Here is a 17928-nt window from a genome sequence, read left to right on the forward strand (position 1 = left end):
TCCTTATCTCGAGGCGAGATATTAGCAAGCCGCGCCGCCCTCCGCCATTGCGGCGGAACGCCTGTGAGCACCGACTATTGGTTAATTGGCGCGGAACGCGCGGCCCGGGTCGTCGCCGGCAAGGTCGGCCAGGATCGTCTCTCCGGCGATCGCGGTCTGCCCTTCCGAGACCAGCGCCTTGGTACCCACGGGCAGGTAGACGTCGAGGCGCGAGCCGAAGCGGATCAGGCCGAAACGCTCGCCGGCGCCGATCGCCTGCCCCTCCTTGACGAAGCAGACGATGCGCTTGGCGACCAGGCCGGCGATCTGGACCACGCCGATCCGCGCCGTCGGCGTCGTGATCACCAGCGAGTTGCGCTCGTTGTCCTCGCTCGCCTTATCGAGCTCGGCGTTGATGAAGAGGCCGGGCCGGTAGGCGATACGATCCACCCTGCCCGCCACGGGCGCGCGGTTCACGTGGCAATTGAACACGCTCATGAAGATCGAGACGCGCGGCAGCGGCCGGTCGCCCAGCCCAAGCTCGGCCGGCGGCAGCGCCATGGTGATCATGGAGACGCGCCCGTCGGCCGGCGACACCACGAGACCCTCGCCCACCGGCGTCACACGGACGGGATCGCGGAAGAACAGCGCACACCACACGGTCAGGATCGTGCCGATCCACCCCAGCGGCGACCACAGCCAGAACAGGAGCAGGCTCGCCAGCGCAAAGGCGCCGATGAAGGGATAGCCCTCCTTGTGGATCGGCGGGATCTGACGCTGGATCGAATCGAGAATGGACATTGCTTTTTGCCGGTCGGGGTTAATGCCACGGGGTCGTCGCGCGGGCTTGTTTAGGCCAGACTTTTGTTTAGGCCAGACTTTGTTTAGGCCAGACTTGGGACCGGAGACAAGGTCACTCCGCCGCCGCGGGCGTCGTCAGGCTATCATCGACCGGCGGCGGCTCCCGGTTAGGCGCGGCATTGGTGTCGGCCATCTTGGCCAGCTTCTCGCGGGCCTCCTCGGCCTCGCGCTGCCTGTTCCACATGCTGGCATAGAGCCCGCCCTGCGCGAGCAGGCTCGCGTGAGTGCCGCGCTCGGCGATGCGGCCCTGGTTCAGCACGATGATCTCGTCGGCGCCGACGATGGTGGAAAGCCGATGCGCGATCACCAGGGAGGTGCGGTTCTTCGCCACGCGGTCGAGCGCCCCCTGGATCTCGTGCTCCGTATGGGTGTCGAGCGCCGAGGTCGCCTCGTCGAGCACCAGGATCGGCGGCGCCTTGAGCACCGTGCGCGCGATCGCGACGCGCTGCTTCTCGCCGCCCGACAGCTTCAGGCCGCGCTCGCCAACCTGGGTCTCGTAGCCCTTCGGCGCCATGCGGATGAAGTGGTCGATCTGCGCCAGCCGCGCCGCCTCCTCGACCTCGGCATCGGTCGCGTCCCAGCGGCCGTAGCGGATGTTGTAGCGGATGGTGTCGTTGAACAGCACGGTATCCTGCGGCACCATGCCGATCGATGCGCGCAGGCTGGCCTGCGTGACCTCGCGGATGTCCTGGCCGTCGATCAGGATCCTGCCGCCGGAGACATCATAGAGGCGAAACAGAAGCCGCGAGATGGTCGATTTGCCGGCGCCAGAGGGGCCGACGATGGCAACCGTCTTGCCGGCCGGCACTTCGAAGCTGATGCCCTTGAGGATGGGGCGCGCCGGCTCATAGGCAAAGCGCACGTCCTCGAAGCGCACCGTGCCGGCGGAGATGACCAGCGGCTTCGCGCCAGGCGCGTCCTTGATCTCGGCCTCGCGGCTGAGCACGCCGAACATCTTCTCGATGTCGATGATCGCCTGCTTGATCTCGCGATAGACCATGCCCATGAAGTTCAGCGGCTGGTAGAGCTGGATCATCATGGCGTTGACCAGCACGAAATCGCCGACGGTGTTGGTGCCGTTGCGCACGCCGATCGCGCACATCAGCATGGTCGCGGTCAGGCCCAGCGTGAAGATCACCGCCTGGCCTGTGTTGAGCACCGCAAGCGAGGTGTAGGTGCGGACGCTCGCCTCCTCGTAGCGCTCGACCGATCTGTCGTAGCGCTGCGCCTCGCGTGCCTCGGCACTGAAATACTTCACCGTCTCGTAGTTGAGCAGCGAGTCGACCGCCTTGGTGTTCGCCTCGGTGTCGGAATCGTTCATCTTGCGGCGGATGCCGATCCGCCACTCGGTCGCGACGTAGGTGTAGTACATGTAGAGCGTGACCGTGATCAGGGTCGCGACCACGTAACGCCAGTCAAATTGCCAGAGCAGCACCGCCAGCAGCAGCGAGACCTCGACGATGGTCGGGATCAGCTGCAGGATCACCATGCGCACGATGACCTCGATGCCCTCGCGGCCGCGCTCGAGCACGCGCGTGAGGCCACCGGTCTTGCGCTCGAGGTGAAAGCGCAGCGACAGCTCGTGCATGTGGATGAAGGTGAGGGTCGCGAGCTTGCGCACCGCATGCATGGCGACGCGGGCGAAGATGCCGTCGCGCCATTGCGTCAGCACCGCCATCAGGATGCGCATCACGCCGTAGCTCGCGGTCAGCAGCAAAGGCGAGGCGATCACCCAGAGATGCCAATTGTCGGCCGCTACCGGCGCGGTGTTGGCGCCGGTCAGCGCATCCGTCGCCCATTTGAAGCTGAACGGCACGGTGAGCGTGATCAGCTTGGCGGCGAGCAACAACACCAGCGACCAGACCACCCTCATCTTCAGGTCGAAACGGTCGCCCGGCCAGATGTAGGGCCACAGATGTGCCAGCGTGCCCATCAGCGTGGCCCCGGCCTGCGGTCCTGCCACGGAAGGATCAGGAACGTCGGCGCCGTCGAACGATTGAGGTTGGTCCATCAACAAACCCGAAAGCCCGCCGGATGCGGGCGAAACTGCGATTAACGATTTTCGCCCGTCATATAGAGCCTTCCCGATGCCCGTGCACCCCGCCAGATGGCGAATCTTCGATTGTTTGTCGCGATTTACCGGTAAATTCCCGGACGTATCGAATCACCGTTTGGGCTTGACGCCACTTCGCTGCAATGCATCATGGCACCAATGAGCACGATCAAAACCGTCTGTGTCTATTGCGGCTCCGGCCCTGGAACAAATCCCAACTTTATTGAAGCGGCGAAGGCGCTCGGCAAAGCGCTGGCGGAAAGCAAGATCCGCCTCGTCTATGGCGGCGGCTCGCTCGGCCTGATGGGCGCGGTTGCGACCTCCGTGCTGGATCACGGCGGCATGGTCACCGGCATCATCCCCGACTTCCTGCGGATGCGCGAGAATGCGCTGACGCGCGTGCAGGAGATGGTCGTCACACCCGACATGCACGAGCGCAAGCGGCTGATGTTCGAGCGCTCCGACGCCTTCGTGGCCCTGCCCGGCGGGCTCGGCACGCTGGAGGAGCTGGTGGAGCAGCTGACCTGGCAGCAACTCGGCCGTCACGCCAAGCCCGTGCTGCTCGCCAATGTCGACGGCTTCTGGGAGCCGCTGTTCTCCCTGGTGGCCCACATGCGGCAGACCCAGTTCATCCGCGCCGGTCTCACCGTCGATATCCTGAAGGCGGACAAGGTCGAGGAGATCATCCCACGGCTGCGCGCCGCGGCGGCGCAGATCCCTGACGACCAGCGCGATCTCGCGCCCGACGTGGCCCGGCGGCTCTAAAGCATGATCCGGAAAAGTGTGAAGCGGTTTTCCGAAAAGATCATGCTCAAACAACAACCTAAAGCGCGATGACGATCCATCCTAATCGCATCGCGCTTTAGACCGTCCCTATTCCTGCGGAAACGTCACCGCCTCGATCCGGTTGCCGTCGGGATCGGTGACGAAGGCGGCGTAGTAGCGCACGCGATCGTGCGGGCGGAGGCCCGGTGCGCCGTCGGAGGCGCCGCCAGCGGACAGCGCAGCTGCGTGAAACGCATCGACCTCGGCCGCGGTTTTCGCCCGCAGGCAGATGTGCACGCCGCTCTCCGGCGCGACACGCGGCATGCCCTCGCGCAGATTGATCCAGAACTCCGGATAGGCCTTGCCAAACCCGATCGTCCGCGGCCGCGTGACGAGGCGCGCGAGGCCGAGTGCGGCGAGCGTCGCCTCGTAGAACTTTGCGGCGCGATCGAGATCGCTGACGCCGACGGAGATGTGGTCGATCATGGCCGTGCCCTTTCCCCATCCTCGGTGTCATCGCCCGGCTTGACCGGGCGATCCAGTACTCCGTGACAGCAGTAGATAAATCGATGGGCCGCAGCGTACTGGATTCCCCGCCTTCGCGGGGAATGACAGTCGTCGTGGGGGTTACGCCGGCGCGTCCGACTTCACGAGCTTGTAGATTACCGAATCCATCAGCGCCTGGAACGAGGCATCGATGATGTTCGGGGACACGCCGACGGTGGTCCAACGATCGCCGTTCTCGTCCTCGCTCTCGATCAGCACGCGCGTGACCGCGCCGGTGCCGCCATTGAGGATACGGACGCGATAGTCGATCAGTGTCAGGCCCTCGATGAACTTCTGGTACTTGCCGAGGTCCTTGCGCAGGGCGACGTCGAGCGCGTTGACGGGACCGTTGCCTTCGGCCGCCGAGATCAGATGCTCGCCGGCGACGTCGACCTTGACCACCGCGAGCGCCACCGTGACGCGTTCGCCGAGCGCGTTGTAGCGCTGCTCGACGTTGACGTCGAACTGCTCGACCTCGAAATAATGCGGCACCTTGCCGAGCGTGCGGCGCGCCAGGAGCTCGAACGAGGCGTTGGCGGATTCATAGGCATAGCCGGCCGCCTCGCGCTCCTTCAATTCCTCGACGAGACGCGTCAGCTTCGAATCGCTCTTCTCGTAAGGGATACCGGCGCGGTCGAGCTCGGCGATGACGTTGGAGCGCCCGGCCTGGTCGGACACCAGCACCTTGCGGTGATTGCCGACCAGCTCCGGCAACACATGCTCGTAGGTCTGCGGATCCTTCAGCACGGCGGAGGCATGGATGCCGGTCTTGGTGACGAAGGCGCTCTCGCCGACGTAAGGAGCATGCCGGTTCGGCACGCGGTTCAGCATGTCGTCGAGCGTGCGCGACACCTTGACGAGCGTCGCCAGCTTCTCGGTGGTGACGCCGATCTCGAAAGCGTCGGCAAACCCGATCTTCAGCTTCAGCGTCGGGATCAGCGAGCAGAGATTGGCATTGCCGCAGCGCTCGCCGAGGCCGTTCAGCGTGCCCTGGATCTGCCGCGCGCCGGCACGCACCGCGGCGAGCGAATTGGCCACCGCCTGCTCGGTGTCGTTATGGGCGTGGATGCCGACGTGATCGCCGGGGATGTGCCTGGTCACGTCTCTGACGATGGCCTCGACCTCATCGGGCATGGTGCCGCCGTTGGTGTCGCACAGCACCACCCAACGCGCACCGGCATCGAAGGCGGCCTTGGCGCAGGCGAGCGCGAAGGCGGCGTCTTCCTTGTAGCCGTCGAAGAAATGCTCGCAATCGAGCATCACCTCGCGGCCGGCCGCCTTCGCCGCCGCGACGCTGTCGCGGATCGAGGCGAGGTTTTCTTCCTTCGTGGTCTCCAGCGCGACGCGGACCTGATAGGCCGACGCCTTCGCCACAAAGCAGATCGCGTCCGCCTTCGCTTCCAAAAGGCCCGCGACGCCCGGGTCGTTCGAGACCGACCGGCCTGCCCGCCGCGTCATGCCGAAGGCGGTGAAGCGCGCATGATTGAGCTTGGGCTTGGAGCCAAAGAACTCCGTGTCGAGCGGGTTGGCGCCGGGATAGCCGCCCTCGACATAATCGATGCCGAGATCATCGAGCATCGCCGCGATGACCTGCTTGTCCGCCAGCGTGAAGTCGACGCCGTTGGTCTGCGCCCCATCGCGCAGCGTGGTGTCGAACAGATAGAGACGCTGCTTGCTCATTGCCCCGCTCCGAGCGTCTTCTTCATGGTGGTGTTGGCGAGCCACTCGTCATTGATGGTGACGCTGTTGCGCTGCTGGGCGGTGTAGCCGCGCTTGGCGAAGAAGCCCTCCGCGGTATCGCTGGCGTCCACCGACAGGCTCTTGGCGCCGCGGCTGCCGGCGAGCCTCTCCAATGCATCGACCAGCATGGTCGCGATGCCCTGCCCGGCCACGGCCGGATGCACATAGAGCATGCGGATGTGATCGTTGCCGCGCAGCGAAGCAAAACCAACCGGCGAGCCTTCCAGCGTCGCGATCAGCGTCAGGTCGGACGCAAGCCGCTTGCCGAACTCCTCGTCCTCGGCCGCCGCCATCCAGGCTTCCTGCTGCGCCTCGCTATAATCGTCGCCGGTCAACTCCTCGATGCTGGCGGCGAAGATCGCGGCGAGGATCGGCACATCCGCCGGCAGGAAGGGCCTCAGTGCGGGCTTTGGCAAAGTCTGTCCCATCGTCCTTACCACATCCCATAAAGCTTGAGCACGATCGCCACCGCGCCGGCGAGCAGCGCGATCTTCAGCGCGATGTAATAGAGCCAGTGCCGCGGAAACGGCGTCTCGGGGCGCTTCATCGGGCGATCTCCCAGGTGGTGCCTTCCTTGGAGTCCTTGATCGCGACGCCCATCGCAGCGAGCAGATCGCGAATGCGGTCGGACTCGCCAAAGTCCTTGCGGCTACGCGCAGCTGTTCGCTCCACGAGCAGGCGCTCGACCTCCTTGGCGTCGATCCCGCTCGCCTGCTGCTTGCGCCCTTCCCACTGCGCCGCGCTCTCGGAGAGGAATCCGAGCAGCCGCAACGAGCCCGCAAGACCTGCGATATCGTTGCCGCGCAGGCCGTGCAGCGCCGCGATCGCCTGCGGCGTGTTGAGGTCGTCGAGCAGCGGTTCGACCACCGACGGAGCCGGCTCGCCGGACACGACATCGGCCGCGACGCGATACCAGTCGTCGAGCGTCTTAGCGCTCTCCTCCAGCGACTTCATGGTCCAGTCGATCGGCGAGCGGTAATGCGTCTTGAGCATGTTGAGGCGCAGCACCTCACCCGGCCAATCCCTGAGCAGCTCGTGGATCGTGATGAAGTTGCCGAGGCTCTTCGACATCTTCTCGCTCTCGACCTGCAAGAAGCCGTTGTGCATCCAATAATTCGCCATGCGCTCGCGATGGAAGGCGCAGCAGGTCTGCGCGACCTCGTTCTCGTGGTGCGGAAACACGAGATCGATGCCGCCGCCATGGATGTCGAAATGCTCGCCGAGATGCTTCCAGGCCATCGCTGAGCACTCGATGTGCCAGCCCGGACGCCCCTCCGCCTTGATGCCGGATGGCGACGGCCAGGACGGCTCGCCCGGCTTCGACGGCTTCCACAGCACGAAGTCGGTCGCATCGCGCTTGTAGGGCGCAACATCGACCCGCGCGCCGGCGATCATCTCGTCGAGCGAGCGCTTCGACAGCGCGCCATAGCGCGGCAGCGCGGAATTGGCCGCGTTCATCGCCTGCGGCGAGAACAGCACGTGGTCCTCGGCGACATAGGCAAAGCCGCCGGCGACCAGCTTCTCGATGATCTCGCGCATCTCGCCGATATGCTCGGTGGCGCGCGGCTCGACGCTCGGCCGAAGCGCGCCGAGCGCATCGACGTCGGCATGAAACTGCTTGCCGGTCTGCTCGGTGACCTTGCGAATGGCCTCGTTCAGCGGCAGGCCGGGAAAGTCGCGCGCGGCGCGGTCGTTGATCTTGTCGTCGACGTCGGTGATGTTGCGGACATATTTGACGTGCGGCTCGCCGTAGATGTGGCGCAGCAGCCGAAACAGCACGTCGAACACGATCACCGGCCGCGCATTGCCGATATGGGCGAAGTCATAGACCGTCGGTCCGCAGACATACATGCGGACGTTGTTCGGATCGAGCGGCACGAAGGTGCGCTTTTCCCGGCTCAGCGTATCGTAAAGACGCAATTCCATGACAACCCATCCCTCTCGGCCGGGCGTCCAAGGCTCTCAATGTGTTTGAGAAAAGACGGCTCCAGCCAGCGAATCGCTAGCTCGTAATCTCGCGGCAAATGGCGCAAATGGCGAGGAGACCGTCCATGCGGGCACATATGGGCCACCACGGGCCCCGGCGTCAAGGGCCGCGAAAATGCCGTTTTTGCCTCCGCACGGGGCGCGGCCCGCCCGGAGGGTTCATGATCCCCTAACCATTTGAGCCCATTCTGAAACCCGCGGTTCCCTAATTTTTTGCCCCCGGTATTTTCATGCGATCCCTGCTCGCGCTCATTTTCAGCGCCTCGCTCCTTGCAGCACCTCAGGCGTGCGCCGAGACCCGCGTCTTCATCATCGCCGACCAGTGCCTGTCCAAGAACGACACCAAGGGCGACACATGCGGCGCCTCCGCCGCGCGCACCTATTGTCAGTCACGAGATTTTGCAAAGGCATCAGGCTATCGCCGGGTCGATCCCGACGAAATTACCGGCTCCGTCCCCAAAACCGGCACAAACTGCTCCCATGGCCATTGCGACGAATATGTCGCAATCACCTGCCAGCGCTGAATTCCCTCGGAGCTGGCGGACCTTAGGACCAGTTCGGCCCCTGAAACGACGTGACGATGCCGCGGGAAGCGGCTATTGGAGGGCGCGCTTCGGCCCCCACCTCACTTGGATGATCACGCTGGGCCGTGACCTCGCTAGAATGGCGGATATGCCTGAATTCTTCTCTCTCCTCCGTGCCCGCTCCCTCCTTGCCTGCACCGTGCTCGGCACACTCGTGCTCGCCGATGGCGCTTTGGCGCAGGCCGGCCCGCCGCCCCAGCCCGGCCAGAACGGGCTCGGACCGAACCCGATGTGCGTGCGGCTGGAAGCCCAACTCGCCGCGCTCGATCGCGGCGGAGGTGATGCCGCGCGCGAAGAGCAGATCCGCCGCTACCAGGATTCCCAGGCCAAGCAGCAGGCCGAGCTCGACCGTGTCACCATGCAGGCCAAGCGCATGGGCTGCGATTCCTCCGGCTTCTTCTCGCTGTTCAACGGCCAGTCGGCGCAGTGCGGCCCGGTCAACACCCAGATCCAGCAGATGCGCGCCAATCTGGACCAAATTACCGGCAGCCTCGAGCGGCTGCGCGGCGGCCCCGGCGCCAACCCGGAGCGCGACAACCAGCGCCGCTCGGTGCTGATGGCGCTGGCGCAGAACAATTGCGGCCAGCAATATGCCAATGCCGTGCAGCAGCAGGGCGGCGGCAACTTTCTCACTAATCTGTTCGGCGGCAACAACCCGAACAATCCGCAGGCCATGCCGCCCTCCGATCTCGGCCCGCAATCCGGCACCTTCCGCACCGTCTGCGTGCGCACCTGCGACGGCGCTTATTTCCCGATCTCCTTTGCCACCGTGCCGGCGCGTTTCGCCGACGACGAGAGAACCTGCAAGGCGCTGTGCCCGGCCGCGGAAGCCGTGCTCTACAGCCATCGCAATCCCGGCGAGGACATGAACGCGGCGGTCTCGATCGGCGGCCAGCCCTACACGGCGCTGCCGACCGCATTCAAATTCCGCAGCGAGTTCAACCCGTCCTGCTCCTGCAAGGCGGCGGGACAGACCTGGGCGGATGCGCTGAAATCGGCCGATGACAAGGCCGCGGCCGAGCAGCAGGGCGACATCATCGTCACCGAGGAAAGCGCCAGGAAGATGCAGCAGCAACGACTCAACAAGGGCGCGCCGCAGCCTGCCAATGCCAAGAAAGGCGCGGCTCCTGCGCCAGCAACTGCTGCCGCACCGGTCGCCACGCCACCCGCGGACGCGAGCCCCGCGTCGGAGAACAAGCCGATCCGCTCGGTCGGCCCGACCTTCCTGCCGCAGCAGCAGAAGTAGGCCGTCGCTCTGTCATGCTCCGCGCGGGCGTCCCAGCGCGGCCGTTCCGCTGTTACGGCTCGCCCTCGCGGCTCCACGGGAAGAGATTGGCCGGAAAGTCTGCTGCGTAGCGCCTGCCCTTCCGGGGCGGAAGCGGTGCATCCGGTGGGTTCGGATTGGGCTCGACCACCCGCCGATAGAGGTGCCAGGTGGCATGACCGAGCACCGGCAGAACGACGGCGAGACCGACGAAGAGCGGCAGCGAGCCGATCACGAGCAGAGCCGCCACGATGAGGCCCCATCCGGCCATCGCAACCGGATTCGCCGCCACCGCTCGGAGCGACGTGCGGATCGCGTCGATCGCCGTCGCATGACGGTCCAGCATCAACGGAAATGACACGACGCTAACGCACAATGCCACAACCGCAAACAGGAAGCCGACACCGCAACCGATGATGATGAGCGACCAGCCTTCGGGTGTCGTCAGCACGCGCGTTGCGAAGTCGGGTATGCTTGCGGCCGCAGCGTGACCGAAGATCGCGACATAGATTGCGTTCGCGGCACCGATCCAGGCCCCGAACAGGACCAGCAGGAGCACGCCGAGTTCGACCATGGCGCCGAACGACGGTGCGCGCAGCACCTTGATCGCATCCCATGCTTCGACCTCTTCGCCGCGCTCGCGACGACGGCTGAGTTCGTAGAGACCGATCGCGGCAAAAGGACCGATCAAGGCAAAGCCGGCGGCCAGCGGAAACAGTAGCGGCAGCACCGAATAGCCGAGCACCATCCTGAACAGGACGAGACCGAGAACGGGATAAATCAGGCACACGACGATCGCGTGACTCGGCATCGCCTGGAAATCACCCCAACCCAGGCGCAGGACCTCGGTCAGGTCGGACAAGCTTATCTTGCGAATGGGATAGGAGGTCGCTTCGCCGAATGCGCGCCGCCTGATGTCGTGGGAGTACAGAGTGGCCATGTACGGACCCTCCCGAGCTGAAAATCGCGGTTTTCGACAACACGCGCTCTTCAGCCACGCGTGTCCGCCTGACGAGCAGGAAACGCGATGGGTCTGGTACGGCAACCCAGGTTCAGTAACCGAGCCTGGCCGGACGGAACCCGTCGCGACCTGCCCGGCAAGCTTAGCGCGCGCGGAGCACGACTGCACTCACGGTTGGGTGAATTGCGCACCAGCACGGATTTGTGCGTTGCATCACCCAAACCGAACAATGGGCACCGGATGCTTGTCGGTTTGCCAGCACCGGCAATCACACCAATTCGGGCACCTCTATTGCTCTATTGACGCCGGATTAGGCTGGGATCATTTTAGACGCAGACGCCCTTAGAGTTGAAGGTCGCGAGCGTTCTCTTGATTTCGCGATCGGTGGACTGGGCGAAGCAAGAGGCCGGCGATGGCATATGCCAAGAAAGGCCAGCCATCGCGACAGACATGAGCTCCGCCCGGGATTCGTATCCGTAGCCTTCGATGGCAAGGATGGATCAGGATGGCTGTCGCACTGATACTGCTTCTGGTCGCGATCGGCTCGGTGCTGTTTCACATCTACAGCCCGTGGTGGTGGACGCCGATCGCCACGAACTGGGCCTATATCGACCACACGATCAACATCACGTTCTGGATCACGGGCTTTGTTTTCGTCGCCGTGATCGCCTTCATGGCTTACTGCGTCTTTCGCTTTCGCCATAGAGAGGGAAGAAGGGCTGACTACAATCCGGAAAACAAAAGGCTCGAATGGTGGCTGAGCGTCGGGACCGGCATCGGCGTCGCGGCCATGCTGGCGCCTGGCCTCGTGGTCTGGCACCAGTTCGTGACGGTGCCTGCGGATGCCACCGAGATCGAGGTCATGGGCCAGCAATGGCAGTGGAGCTTCCGCCTTCCGGGCAAGGATGGGCAGTTGGGCACATCGGATGTCCGCAACATCGCTTCCGACAATCCGATGGGGCTCAATCGTGACGACCGGCACGCGCAGGACGATGTCGTGATCGAGAGCGGCGACCTGCACCTTCAAGTCGGAAAGCCGGTCAAGGTTCTCCTCCGCTCGGTTGATGTCCTGCACGATTTCTACGTGCCCGAATTCCGGGCCAAGATGGACATGGTTCCAGGCATGGTGACCTATTTCTGGATCACGCCGATCCGAACCGGAACCTTCGATGTCCTCTGTGCGGAGCTTTGTGGCACTGCTCACTATCAAATGCGGGCCAAGGTCATCGTCGACGAAGAGCGTGAATATCACGCTTGGCTGGAGCAACAAAAAACGTTCGCAGAATTATCGCCGGCAAAAGCCGTCGTGAAGACGACGTACCAATCCGGCAGCAAGTAGCAAGCTGCCGCCGAAGATAGATCGGGCGCAAGAGGCCAGCGCCTCCCCCCGATGGAACGACCGAGGAGGTTCTATGGTCGATGTTCCATATGAAGGAATCCCCGGCATCCCGCCTGCCGAAGTACCTGACGTCGAGCTCTATCATCCGCGGAGCTGGTGGACACGATATGTGTTCTCGCAGGACGCCAAGGTGATCGCCATTCAGTATTCGCTGACGGCCACGGCCATCGGGCTGGTGGCCCTGGTGCTGTCGTGGCTGATGCGGCTGCAACTGGGATTCCCCGGCACGTTCTCTTTCATCGATGCCAACCAGTACCTCCAGTTCATCACCATGCACGGCATGATCATGGTGATTTACCTGCTCACCGCATTGTTCCTGGGCGGCTTCGGCAACTACCTGATCCCGCTGATGGTCGGCGCCAGGGACATGGTCTTCCCCTATGTGAACATGCTGAGCTACTGGATCTACCTGCTCGCAGTCCTGGTGCTTGCCTCGACATTCTTCGTGCCCGGCGGCCCCACCGGCGCCGGTTGGACGCTGTACCCGCCGCAAGCAATCCTTTCAGGAACGCCCGGGCAGGATTGGGGCATCCTTCTCATGCTCGCGTCCCTGATCCTGTTCATCATCGGCTTCACCATGGGCGGGCTGAACTATGTGGTCACTGTGTTGCAGGCGCGCACGCGCGGCATGACCTTGATGCGCCTGCCCCTGACGGTGTGGGGCATTTTCACGGCGACCGTTATGGCGCTCCTCGCGTTCCCTGCATTGTTCGTTGCCTCGGTCATGCTGCTGTTCGACCGTCTCTTGGGAACCAGCTTCTTCATGCCCGCTCTCCTCGAGATGGGCACGCTTTCGAAACATGGCGGCGGCAGCCCGTTGCTCTTCCAGCACCTGTTCTGGTTTTTCGGTCATCCCGAAGTCTACATCGTCGCCCTGCCCGCCTTCGGCATCGTCTCCGATCTGATCAGCACGCATGCGCGCAAGAACATCTTTGGTTATCGCATGATGGTCTGGGCGATCGTAGCCATCGGCGCGCTCAGCTTCATCGTATGGGCGCACCACATGTATGTGAGCGGCATGTTCCCGCAATTCGGGTACTTCTTCGCCACCACGACGCTCATCATCGCAATCCCCACCGCGATCAAGGTCTACAACTGGGTGCTGACCCTGTGGCGCGGCGACATTCATCTCACGGTGCCGATGCTGTTCGCCCTCGGCTTCATCGTCACCTTCGTGAACGGCGGGCTCACCGGCCTCTTCCTCGGCAACGTCGTCGTGGACGTGCCCCTCTCGGATACCATGTTCGTGGTCGCCCATTTCCACATGGTGATGGGCGTGGCGCCCATCATGGTCGTGCTCGGCGCGATCTATCATTGGTACCCAAAGGTCACGGGGCGGATGCTGAACGAGGCCATGGGCAAGTTTCACTTCTGGGTCACCTTCCTCGGCGCCTACCTGATCTTCTTCCCCATGCACTATCTTGGACTGCTCGGGGTCCCGCGCCGGTATTTCGAACTCCTGGATACGACGTTCATTCCGTCCTCGGCCCATTCACTCAACGCCTTCATCTCCGTGGTGGCCTTGATCGTCGGCTTTAGCCAGATGGTGTTCCTGTTCAACCTTGTCTGGAGCCTGTTCAAAGGTGAGGCCTCAGGCGGCAATCCGTGGCGGGCGACGACGCTGGAGTGGCAGACGCCGGAGACGCCCCCGGCGCACGGCAACTGGGGCAAGGAGCTCCCTGTCGTGTACCGCTGGGCCTATGATTACAGTGTGCCCGGTGCCGCGGAGGACTTCATTCCGCAGAACCAGCCGCCGCGTGCGACTCAGCTCGTTCAGGGAGCTGCTTCGTGAGCGCCATCATCCTGTTCCTGGCTGTGCTTGCGGTGATCGCCGGATGGTGGCTGTCGCAGCAGCGCCTGACGGCCAAGCCCTGGCTGGAGGAAGGCCCGGCCGGTGACTTCCCCGGCGGCGATGCCATAACCTGGCCGGCAGCGAAGATCGGACTTGGCGTGTTTCTCGCGGTCGCGAGCGCCTTGTTCATCCTCTTCATCAGCGCCTACTCGATGCGCATGAGCGTGGTGGACTGGCGGCCGCTGCCGGTGCCACGGCTGCTGTGGGTCAACACGGGCGTCCTGGTCCTGAGCAGTGTCGCGCTGCAATGGTCGTACGTGGCCGCGCGCCGACACGATACCGAAGGCGTCATGATCGGTCTGCTCGCGGGCGGAGCATCTGCCGTGATCTTCCTCGCCGGGCAGCTCCTGGCCTGGCAACGGCTCGGGGCTGCGGGATATTTCGTGGCGTCCAATCCATCGAATTCCTTCTTCTACCTGTTGACCGCAGTGCACGGGCTGCACCTGACGGGCGGTCTGGTGGCCTTGGGCCGAACCTCGGCCAAGATGTGGCGCGGCGCCGAGATCGCCGACATGCGCTTGAGCGTGGAGCTGTGCGCCATCTACTGGCACTTCCTGCTGTTGGTCTGGCTTGTCCTGCTCGGTCTTCTCACCGGCTGGACCGACGATTTCATCGACATCTGCCGCCAATTGCTGAGCTAGGAGGCGAGACCAGATGGCTGAGACCGTGCTGACAAATCCGGGCCAATCGCCTGCGCGGCTTGAAGGCTGGCGCGGCATCGCCGCCGACTGGGCGTCCGATCAGCGCGCCTTCAAGAACGTGTCCTGGGGCAAGGCCATGATGTGGATCTTCCTCCTCAGCGACACCTTCATCTTCAGTTGCTTCCTGCTCTCCTACATGACGGCGCGCATGTCGACGACCGTGCCGTGGCCCAATCCCAGCGAAGTCTTCGCCCTCGATATCGGGGGCAACCACATGCCCCTGATCCTGATCGCCATCATGACCTTCGTGCTGATCAGCAGCAGCGGTACGATGGCGATGGCCGTCAATTTCGGCTACCGCCGCGATCGGGTGAGAACCGCAATCCTGATGCTGGTCACTGCAGCCTTCGGCGCGACCTTCGTCGGAATGCAGGCCTTCGAATGGACCAAGCTGATCATGGAGGGCGTCCGGCCCTGGGGCAATCCATGGGGCGCCCCGCAGTTTGGTGCGAGCTTCTTCATGATCACCGGCTTCCACGGCACCCATGTGACGTTCGGTGTGATCTTCCTGATCGCCATCGCGCGAAAGGTCTTTCGTGGCGACTTCGACGTCGAGAGGCGCGGCTTCTTCACGAGCCGAAGGGGGAATTACGAGATCGTCGAGATCACGGGCCTATACTGGCACTTCGTCGATCTCGTGTGGGTGTTCATCTTTGCATTCTTCTATCTTTGGTGAGGTCGGCGCATGACAAACGCGGCGGTACACATGGAAGAGCGGCTCCACGCTCCGGCGCACGGCGCAGTCGGAACGGAAGCCGTTCACGCTGAGGGGCAACAGCACCCGATCAAGCTCTACCTCGTGGTCTGGGGCTGGTTGTTCGTCCTCAGCACGTTCTCCTACCTCGTCGACTACTTTGGCCTGCATGGCTATCTGAGGTGGTCGCTGATCCTGCTGTTCATGATGTTGAAGGCCGGCCTGATCGTCGCCGTCTTCATGCACATGGCCTGGGAGCGGCTGGCCTTGACCTATGCCATCCTGCTGCCGCCGGTCGTGGTATTCGTATTTGTGGCGATCATGGCGCTCGAATCCGAATACACGCGCTTCCTGAGGGTGCTGTTTTTCGCAACCCCGTCATAGCCCCTGCCGTCGCTCAGGCTAGGCTTCACCCCTCGAATGCGTCGATTGACGCCGTGCTTCCACGTGACACCAGCGCCTCATCCGTCGCCGGCAACGGCTGGCCCTTGTCGCGAAAACGGTTGGTGATGGGATAACGGCGGTCGCGGCCGAAATTCCTCGGTGTCACCTTCACCCCAGGCGCGGCCTGGCGGCGCTTGTATTCGGCGACGTTGAGCAGATGATCGATCCGGATCACCGTCTCGCGGTCGAAGCCGGCGGCGATGATCTGGTCGAGCGGCTCCTCGCGCTCGACCAGGCGCTCCAGGATGGCATCGAGCACGTCGTAAGGCGGCAACGAGTCCTGATCGGTCTGGTTCTCGCGCAGCTCCGCGGTCGGCGGGCGCGTGATGATGTCGGGCGGGATCACCTCGCCGGCAGGGCCGAGCGCGCCCTCCGGCTTCCAGGAATTGCGCAGGCTTGCCAGGCGGAACACCTGCGTCTTGTAGATGTCCTTGATCGGGTTGAAGCCGCCGTTCATGTCGCCATAAAGCGTGGCGTAGCCGACCGACATCTCCGACTTGTTGCCGGTCGTCACCACCATCAGCCCGGTCTTGTTGGAGATCGCCATCAGCAGCGTGCCGCGGGTGCGGGCCTGGAGGTTCTCCTCGGTGATATCGGGCGGCAGGTTCTTGAAGATGCCGGACAGGATCGTCTCGAACCCGGTCACGGCTTCGGCGATCGGCAGCACCTCGTAGCGGATGCCGAGATGGCCGGCGAGCTCGCCGGCATCCGCGATCGAATGCGGCGCGGTGTAGCGGTAAGGCAGCATCACGCCATGCACCTGGTCGACGCCGAGCGCGTCGACCGCGATCGCCGCGCAGAGCGCCGAATCGATGCCGCCGGAGATGCCGAGCAGCACGCCTGGAAAGCCGTTCTTGGTGACGTAATCGCGTAAGCCCAGCACGCAGGCGGCGTAGTCGGCCTTGTCGCCCTCGGGCAGCTCGGCGATCGGCCCGCTGCAGCGCCAGTCGTCGCCGTTTCTGCTGAAGCGCAGCGTGACGATGCCCTCTTCGAAGGCCGGCAGCTGCGCCGCGAGCGAGAGATCGCCATTGAGCGCGAAGGATGCGCCGTCGAACACGAGCTCGTCCTGGCCGCCGACCTGGTTGAGATAGACCAGCGGCAGCCCGCTCTCCGTGACGCGCGCCACCGCGACCGACAGGCGCACGTCGTTCTTGTCGCGGGCGTAAGGCGAGCCGTTCGGCACCAGGATGATCTCGGCGCCGGTCTCGGCCAGCGTCTCGACCACGTTCTCGTAATCCTCGGACTCTTCCAGCCAGATGTCCTCGCAGATCGGCACACCGATGCGCACGCCGCGCACAGTCACGGGACCGGCGGCAGGGCCGCGCGAAAACAGCCGCTTCTCGTCGAACACGCCGTAATTCGGCAGGTTGCACTTGAAACGCAGGCTCGCGATGCGCCCGCCGTCGAGCAGCGCACAGGCATTGTAGAGCATGCCCTCCTCGACCCAGGGCGTGCCGACCAGCATCGCAGGCCCGCCATCGGCGGTCTCGCGCGCGAGGCTTTCGATCGCGGCGCGGCAGGCGGCCTGGAAGGCGGGCTTCTGCACCAGGTCTTCCGGCGGATAGCCGGCGATGAACAGTTCTGGAAACAACACGAGATCGGCGCCGTCGGACTTGGCCTGCGCCCGCGCCGCGCGCGCCTTGGCCGCATTGCCCTCCACGTCGCCCATGGTCGGATTGAGCTGGGCGAGCGTGACCGCGAATGTGTCGAGACGTTCGGTCATGGCCGCTTTATCCGATCCCGAGTTACAGGAATCCCAATCGCTCGATGATGGCAATGATCCAGAACGCGCCGGTCATCAAAAGCGCAACGCCAACCGCGGCCGAGCCCATGTCCTTGACGCGGCCGATCTGCTTGTCGTGATCCAAGGTCAGCCGGTCGGCGAGCTTCTCGATCGCGGTATTGAGCAGCTCGACCGTCAGCACGAAAGCGACAGAGCACACCAATTCGACCGCGCGCATCGCCGTGGCGCCGATGAACCAGGCGAGCGGCACCGACAGCAGCAGCGCGAAGATCTCCTCGCGGACGGCCTGCTCCGACCGGAACGCAAAGGCAAGCCCGTTGCGGGAATTGATCGTGGCCTTCCAGATCCGCAGCAA

17 protein-coding genes are annotated in these 17928 nt (G+C 64.0%); 8 read left to right on the forward strand and 9 right to left on the reverse strand.

The window, feature by feature from the left end; translation table 11 throughout:
- Window positions 1–81: 81 nt before the first annotated feature.
- Both I6F36_RS09635 and I6F36_RS09640 read right to left on the reverse strand, forming a co-directional pair.
- Entirely contained in the window at window positions 82–804 is a 723-nt protein-coding gene (locus I6F36_RS09635; RefSeq protein ID WP_225126019.1) for a phosphatidylserine decarboxylase, read from the reverse strand.
- A gap of 88 nt (window positions 805–892) precedes the next feature.
- On the reverse strand, window positions 893–2851 hold the full coding sequence (locus tag I6F36_RS09640) for an ABC transporter ATP-binding protein/permease (protein WP_225125849.1): 1959 nt from the start codon (window positions 2849–2851) through the stop codon (window positions 893–895).
- Between the two features lie 201 nt (window positions 2852–3052).
- Between I6F36_RS09640 and I6F36_RS09645 the strand changes: the two genes are divergently transcribed.
- Complete coding sequence (locus I6F36_RS09645; RefSeq protein WP_025035586.1) at window positions 3053–3658, forward strand: TIGR00730 family Rossman fold protein; 606 nt, start codon at window positions 3053–3055, stop codon at window positions 3656–3658.
- A 108-nt stretch (window positions 3659–3766) separates the two neighbouring features.
- On the opposite strand, the gene I6F36_RS09650 is transcribed toward I6F36_RS09645, so the two are convergent.
- The 4 genes from I6F36_RS09650 to cysS form a co-directional block, all read right to left on the reverse strand.
- Complete coding sequence (locus I6F36_RS09650; RefSeq protein ID WP_036001466.1) at window positions 3767–4144, reverse strand: VOC family protein; 378 nt, start codon at window positions 4142–4144, stop codon at window positions 3767–3769.
- A gap of 141 nt (window positions 4145–4285) precedes the next feature.
- Window positions 4286–5884 carry a citramalate synthase gene (gene cimA / locus I6F36_RS09655; RefSeq protein WP_225125851.1) on the reverse strand — a complete coding sequence of 533 codons (1599 nt, stop codon included), beginning with the start codon at window positions 5882–5884 and terminating at the stop codon, window positions 4286–4288.
- Window positions 5881–6372 carry a GNAT family N-acetyltransferase gene (locus I6F36_RS09660; protein WP_225125854.1) on the reverse strand — a complete coding sequence of 164 codons (492 nt, stop codon included), beginning with the start codon at window positions 6370–6372 and terminating at the stop codon, window positions 5881–5883. Before I6F36_RS09660 ends, cimA begins: the two co-directional genes overlap by 4 nt.
- A 115-nt stretch (window positions 6373–6487) precedes the next feature.
- Complete coding sequence (cysS, locus tag I6F36_RS09665; RefSeq protein ID WP_225125856.1) at window positions 6488–7870, reverse strand: cysteine--tRNA ligase; 1383 nt, start codon at window positions 7868–7870, stop codon at window positions 6488–6490.
- A 290-nt stretch (window positions 7871–8160) separates the two neighbouring features.
- On the opposite strand from cysS, the gene I6F36_RS09670 reads away from it, so the two are divergent.
- Complete coding sequence (locus I6F36_RS09670; protein ID WP_036001478.1) at window positions 8161–8454, forward strand: hypothetical protein; 294 nt, start codon at window positions 8161–8163, stop codon at window positions 8452–8454.
- A 139-nt stretch (window positions 8455–8593) separates the two neighbouring features.
- Window positions 8594–9760, forward strand: a complete 1167-nt coding sequence (locus tag I6F36_RS09675; RefSeq protein WP_225125858.1) for a DUF2865 domain-containing protein — start codon at window positions 8594–8596, stop codon at window positions 9758–9760.
- Window positions 9761–9812: 52 nt separating this feature from the next.
- On the opposite strand, the gene I6F36_RS09680 is transcribed toward I6F36_RS09675, so the two are convergent.
- Window positions 9813–10718 carry a DUF2189 domain-containing protein gene (locus I6F36_RS09680; protein WP_036001493.1) on the reverse strand — a complete coding sequence of 302 codons (906 nt, stop codon included), beginning with the start codon at window positions 10716–10718 and terminating at the stop codon, window positions 9813–9815.
- Between the two features lie 526 nt (window positions 10719–11244).
- Here I6F36_RS09680 and I6F36_RS09685 point away from each other — a divergent pair.
- The 5 genes from I6F36_RS09685 to I6F36_RS09705 all read left to right on the forward strand — a co-directional run bounded on the left by I6F36_RS09685 (window position 11245) and on the right by I6F36_RS09705 (window position 15769).
- Window positions 11245–12078: a cytochrome c oxidase subunit II gene (locus I6F36_RS09685; RefSeq protein WP_036022267.1), complete on the forward strand. Its 834-nt coding sequence runs from the start codon at window positions 11245–11247 to the stop codon at window positions 12076–12078.
- Between the two features lie 73 nt (window positions 12079–12151).
- Entirely contained in the window at window positions 12152–13930 is a 1779-nt protein-coding gene (locus I6F36_RS09690) for a cbb3-type cytochrome c oxidase subunit I (protein WP_036001499.1), read from the forward strand.
- A complete protein-coding gene (locus tag I6F36_RS09695) occupies window positions 13927–14631 on the forward strand; it encodes a cytochrome c oxidase subunit 3 (RefSeq protein ID WP_036022264.1) in 705 nt (234 codons plus the stop codon). The genes I6F36_RS09690 and I6F36_RS09695 overlap by 4 nt, the downstream gene beginning before the upstream one ends.
- Before the next feature lie 13 nt (window positions 14632–14644).
- On the forward strand, window positions 14645–15367 hold the full coding sequence (locus tag I6F36_RS09700) for a heme-copper oxidase subunit III family protein (RefSeq protein ID WP_036001504.1): 723 nt from the start codon (window positions 14645–14647) through the stop codon (window positions 15365–15367).
- A 30-nt stretch (window positions 15368–15397) separates the two neighbouring features.
- Window positions 15398–15769 (forward strand): cytochrome C oxidase subunit IV family protein, encoded by a 372-nt coding sequence (locus I6F36_RS09705; RefSeq protein WP_085972013.1) that lies wholly within the window; start codon window positions 15398–15400, stop codon window positions 15767–15769.
- 25 nt (window positions 15770–15794) lie between these two features.
- Here I6F36_RS09705 and I6F36_RS09710 read toward each other — a convergent pair whose 3' ends face one another.
- Both I6F36_RS09710 and I6F36_RS09715 read right to left on the reverse strand, forming a co-directional pair.
- Complete coding sequence (locus tag I6F36_RS09710) at window positions 15795–17552, reverse strand: NAD+ synthase (protein ID WP_225112795.1); 1758 nt, start codon at window positions 17550–17552, stop codon at window positions 15795–15797.
- A 22-nt stretch (window positions 17553–17574) separates the two neighbouring features.
- Window positions 17575–17928: a diacylglycerol kinase gene (locus I6F36_RS09715; RefSeq protein WP_036001513.1), complete on the reverse strand. Its 354-nt coding sequence runs from the start codon at window positions 17926–17928 to the stop codon at window positions 17575–17577.

Source organism: Bradyrhizobium sp. BRP19 (assembly GCF_020194195.1).
In the GTDB taxonomy this organism is placed as follows: domain Bacteria; phylum Pseudomonadota; class Alphaproteobacteria; order Rhizobiales; family Xanthobacteraceae; genus Bradyrhizobium; species Bradyrhizobium yuanmingense.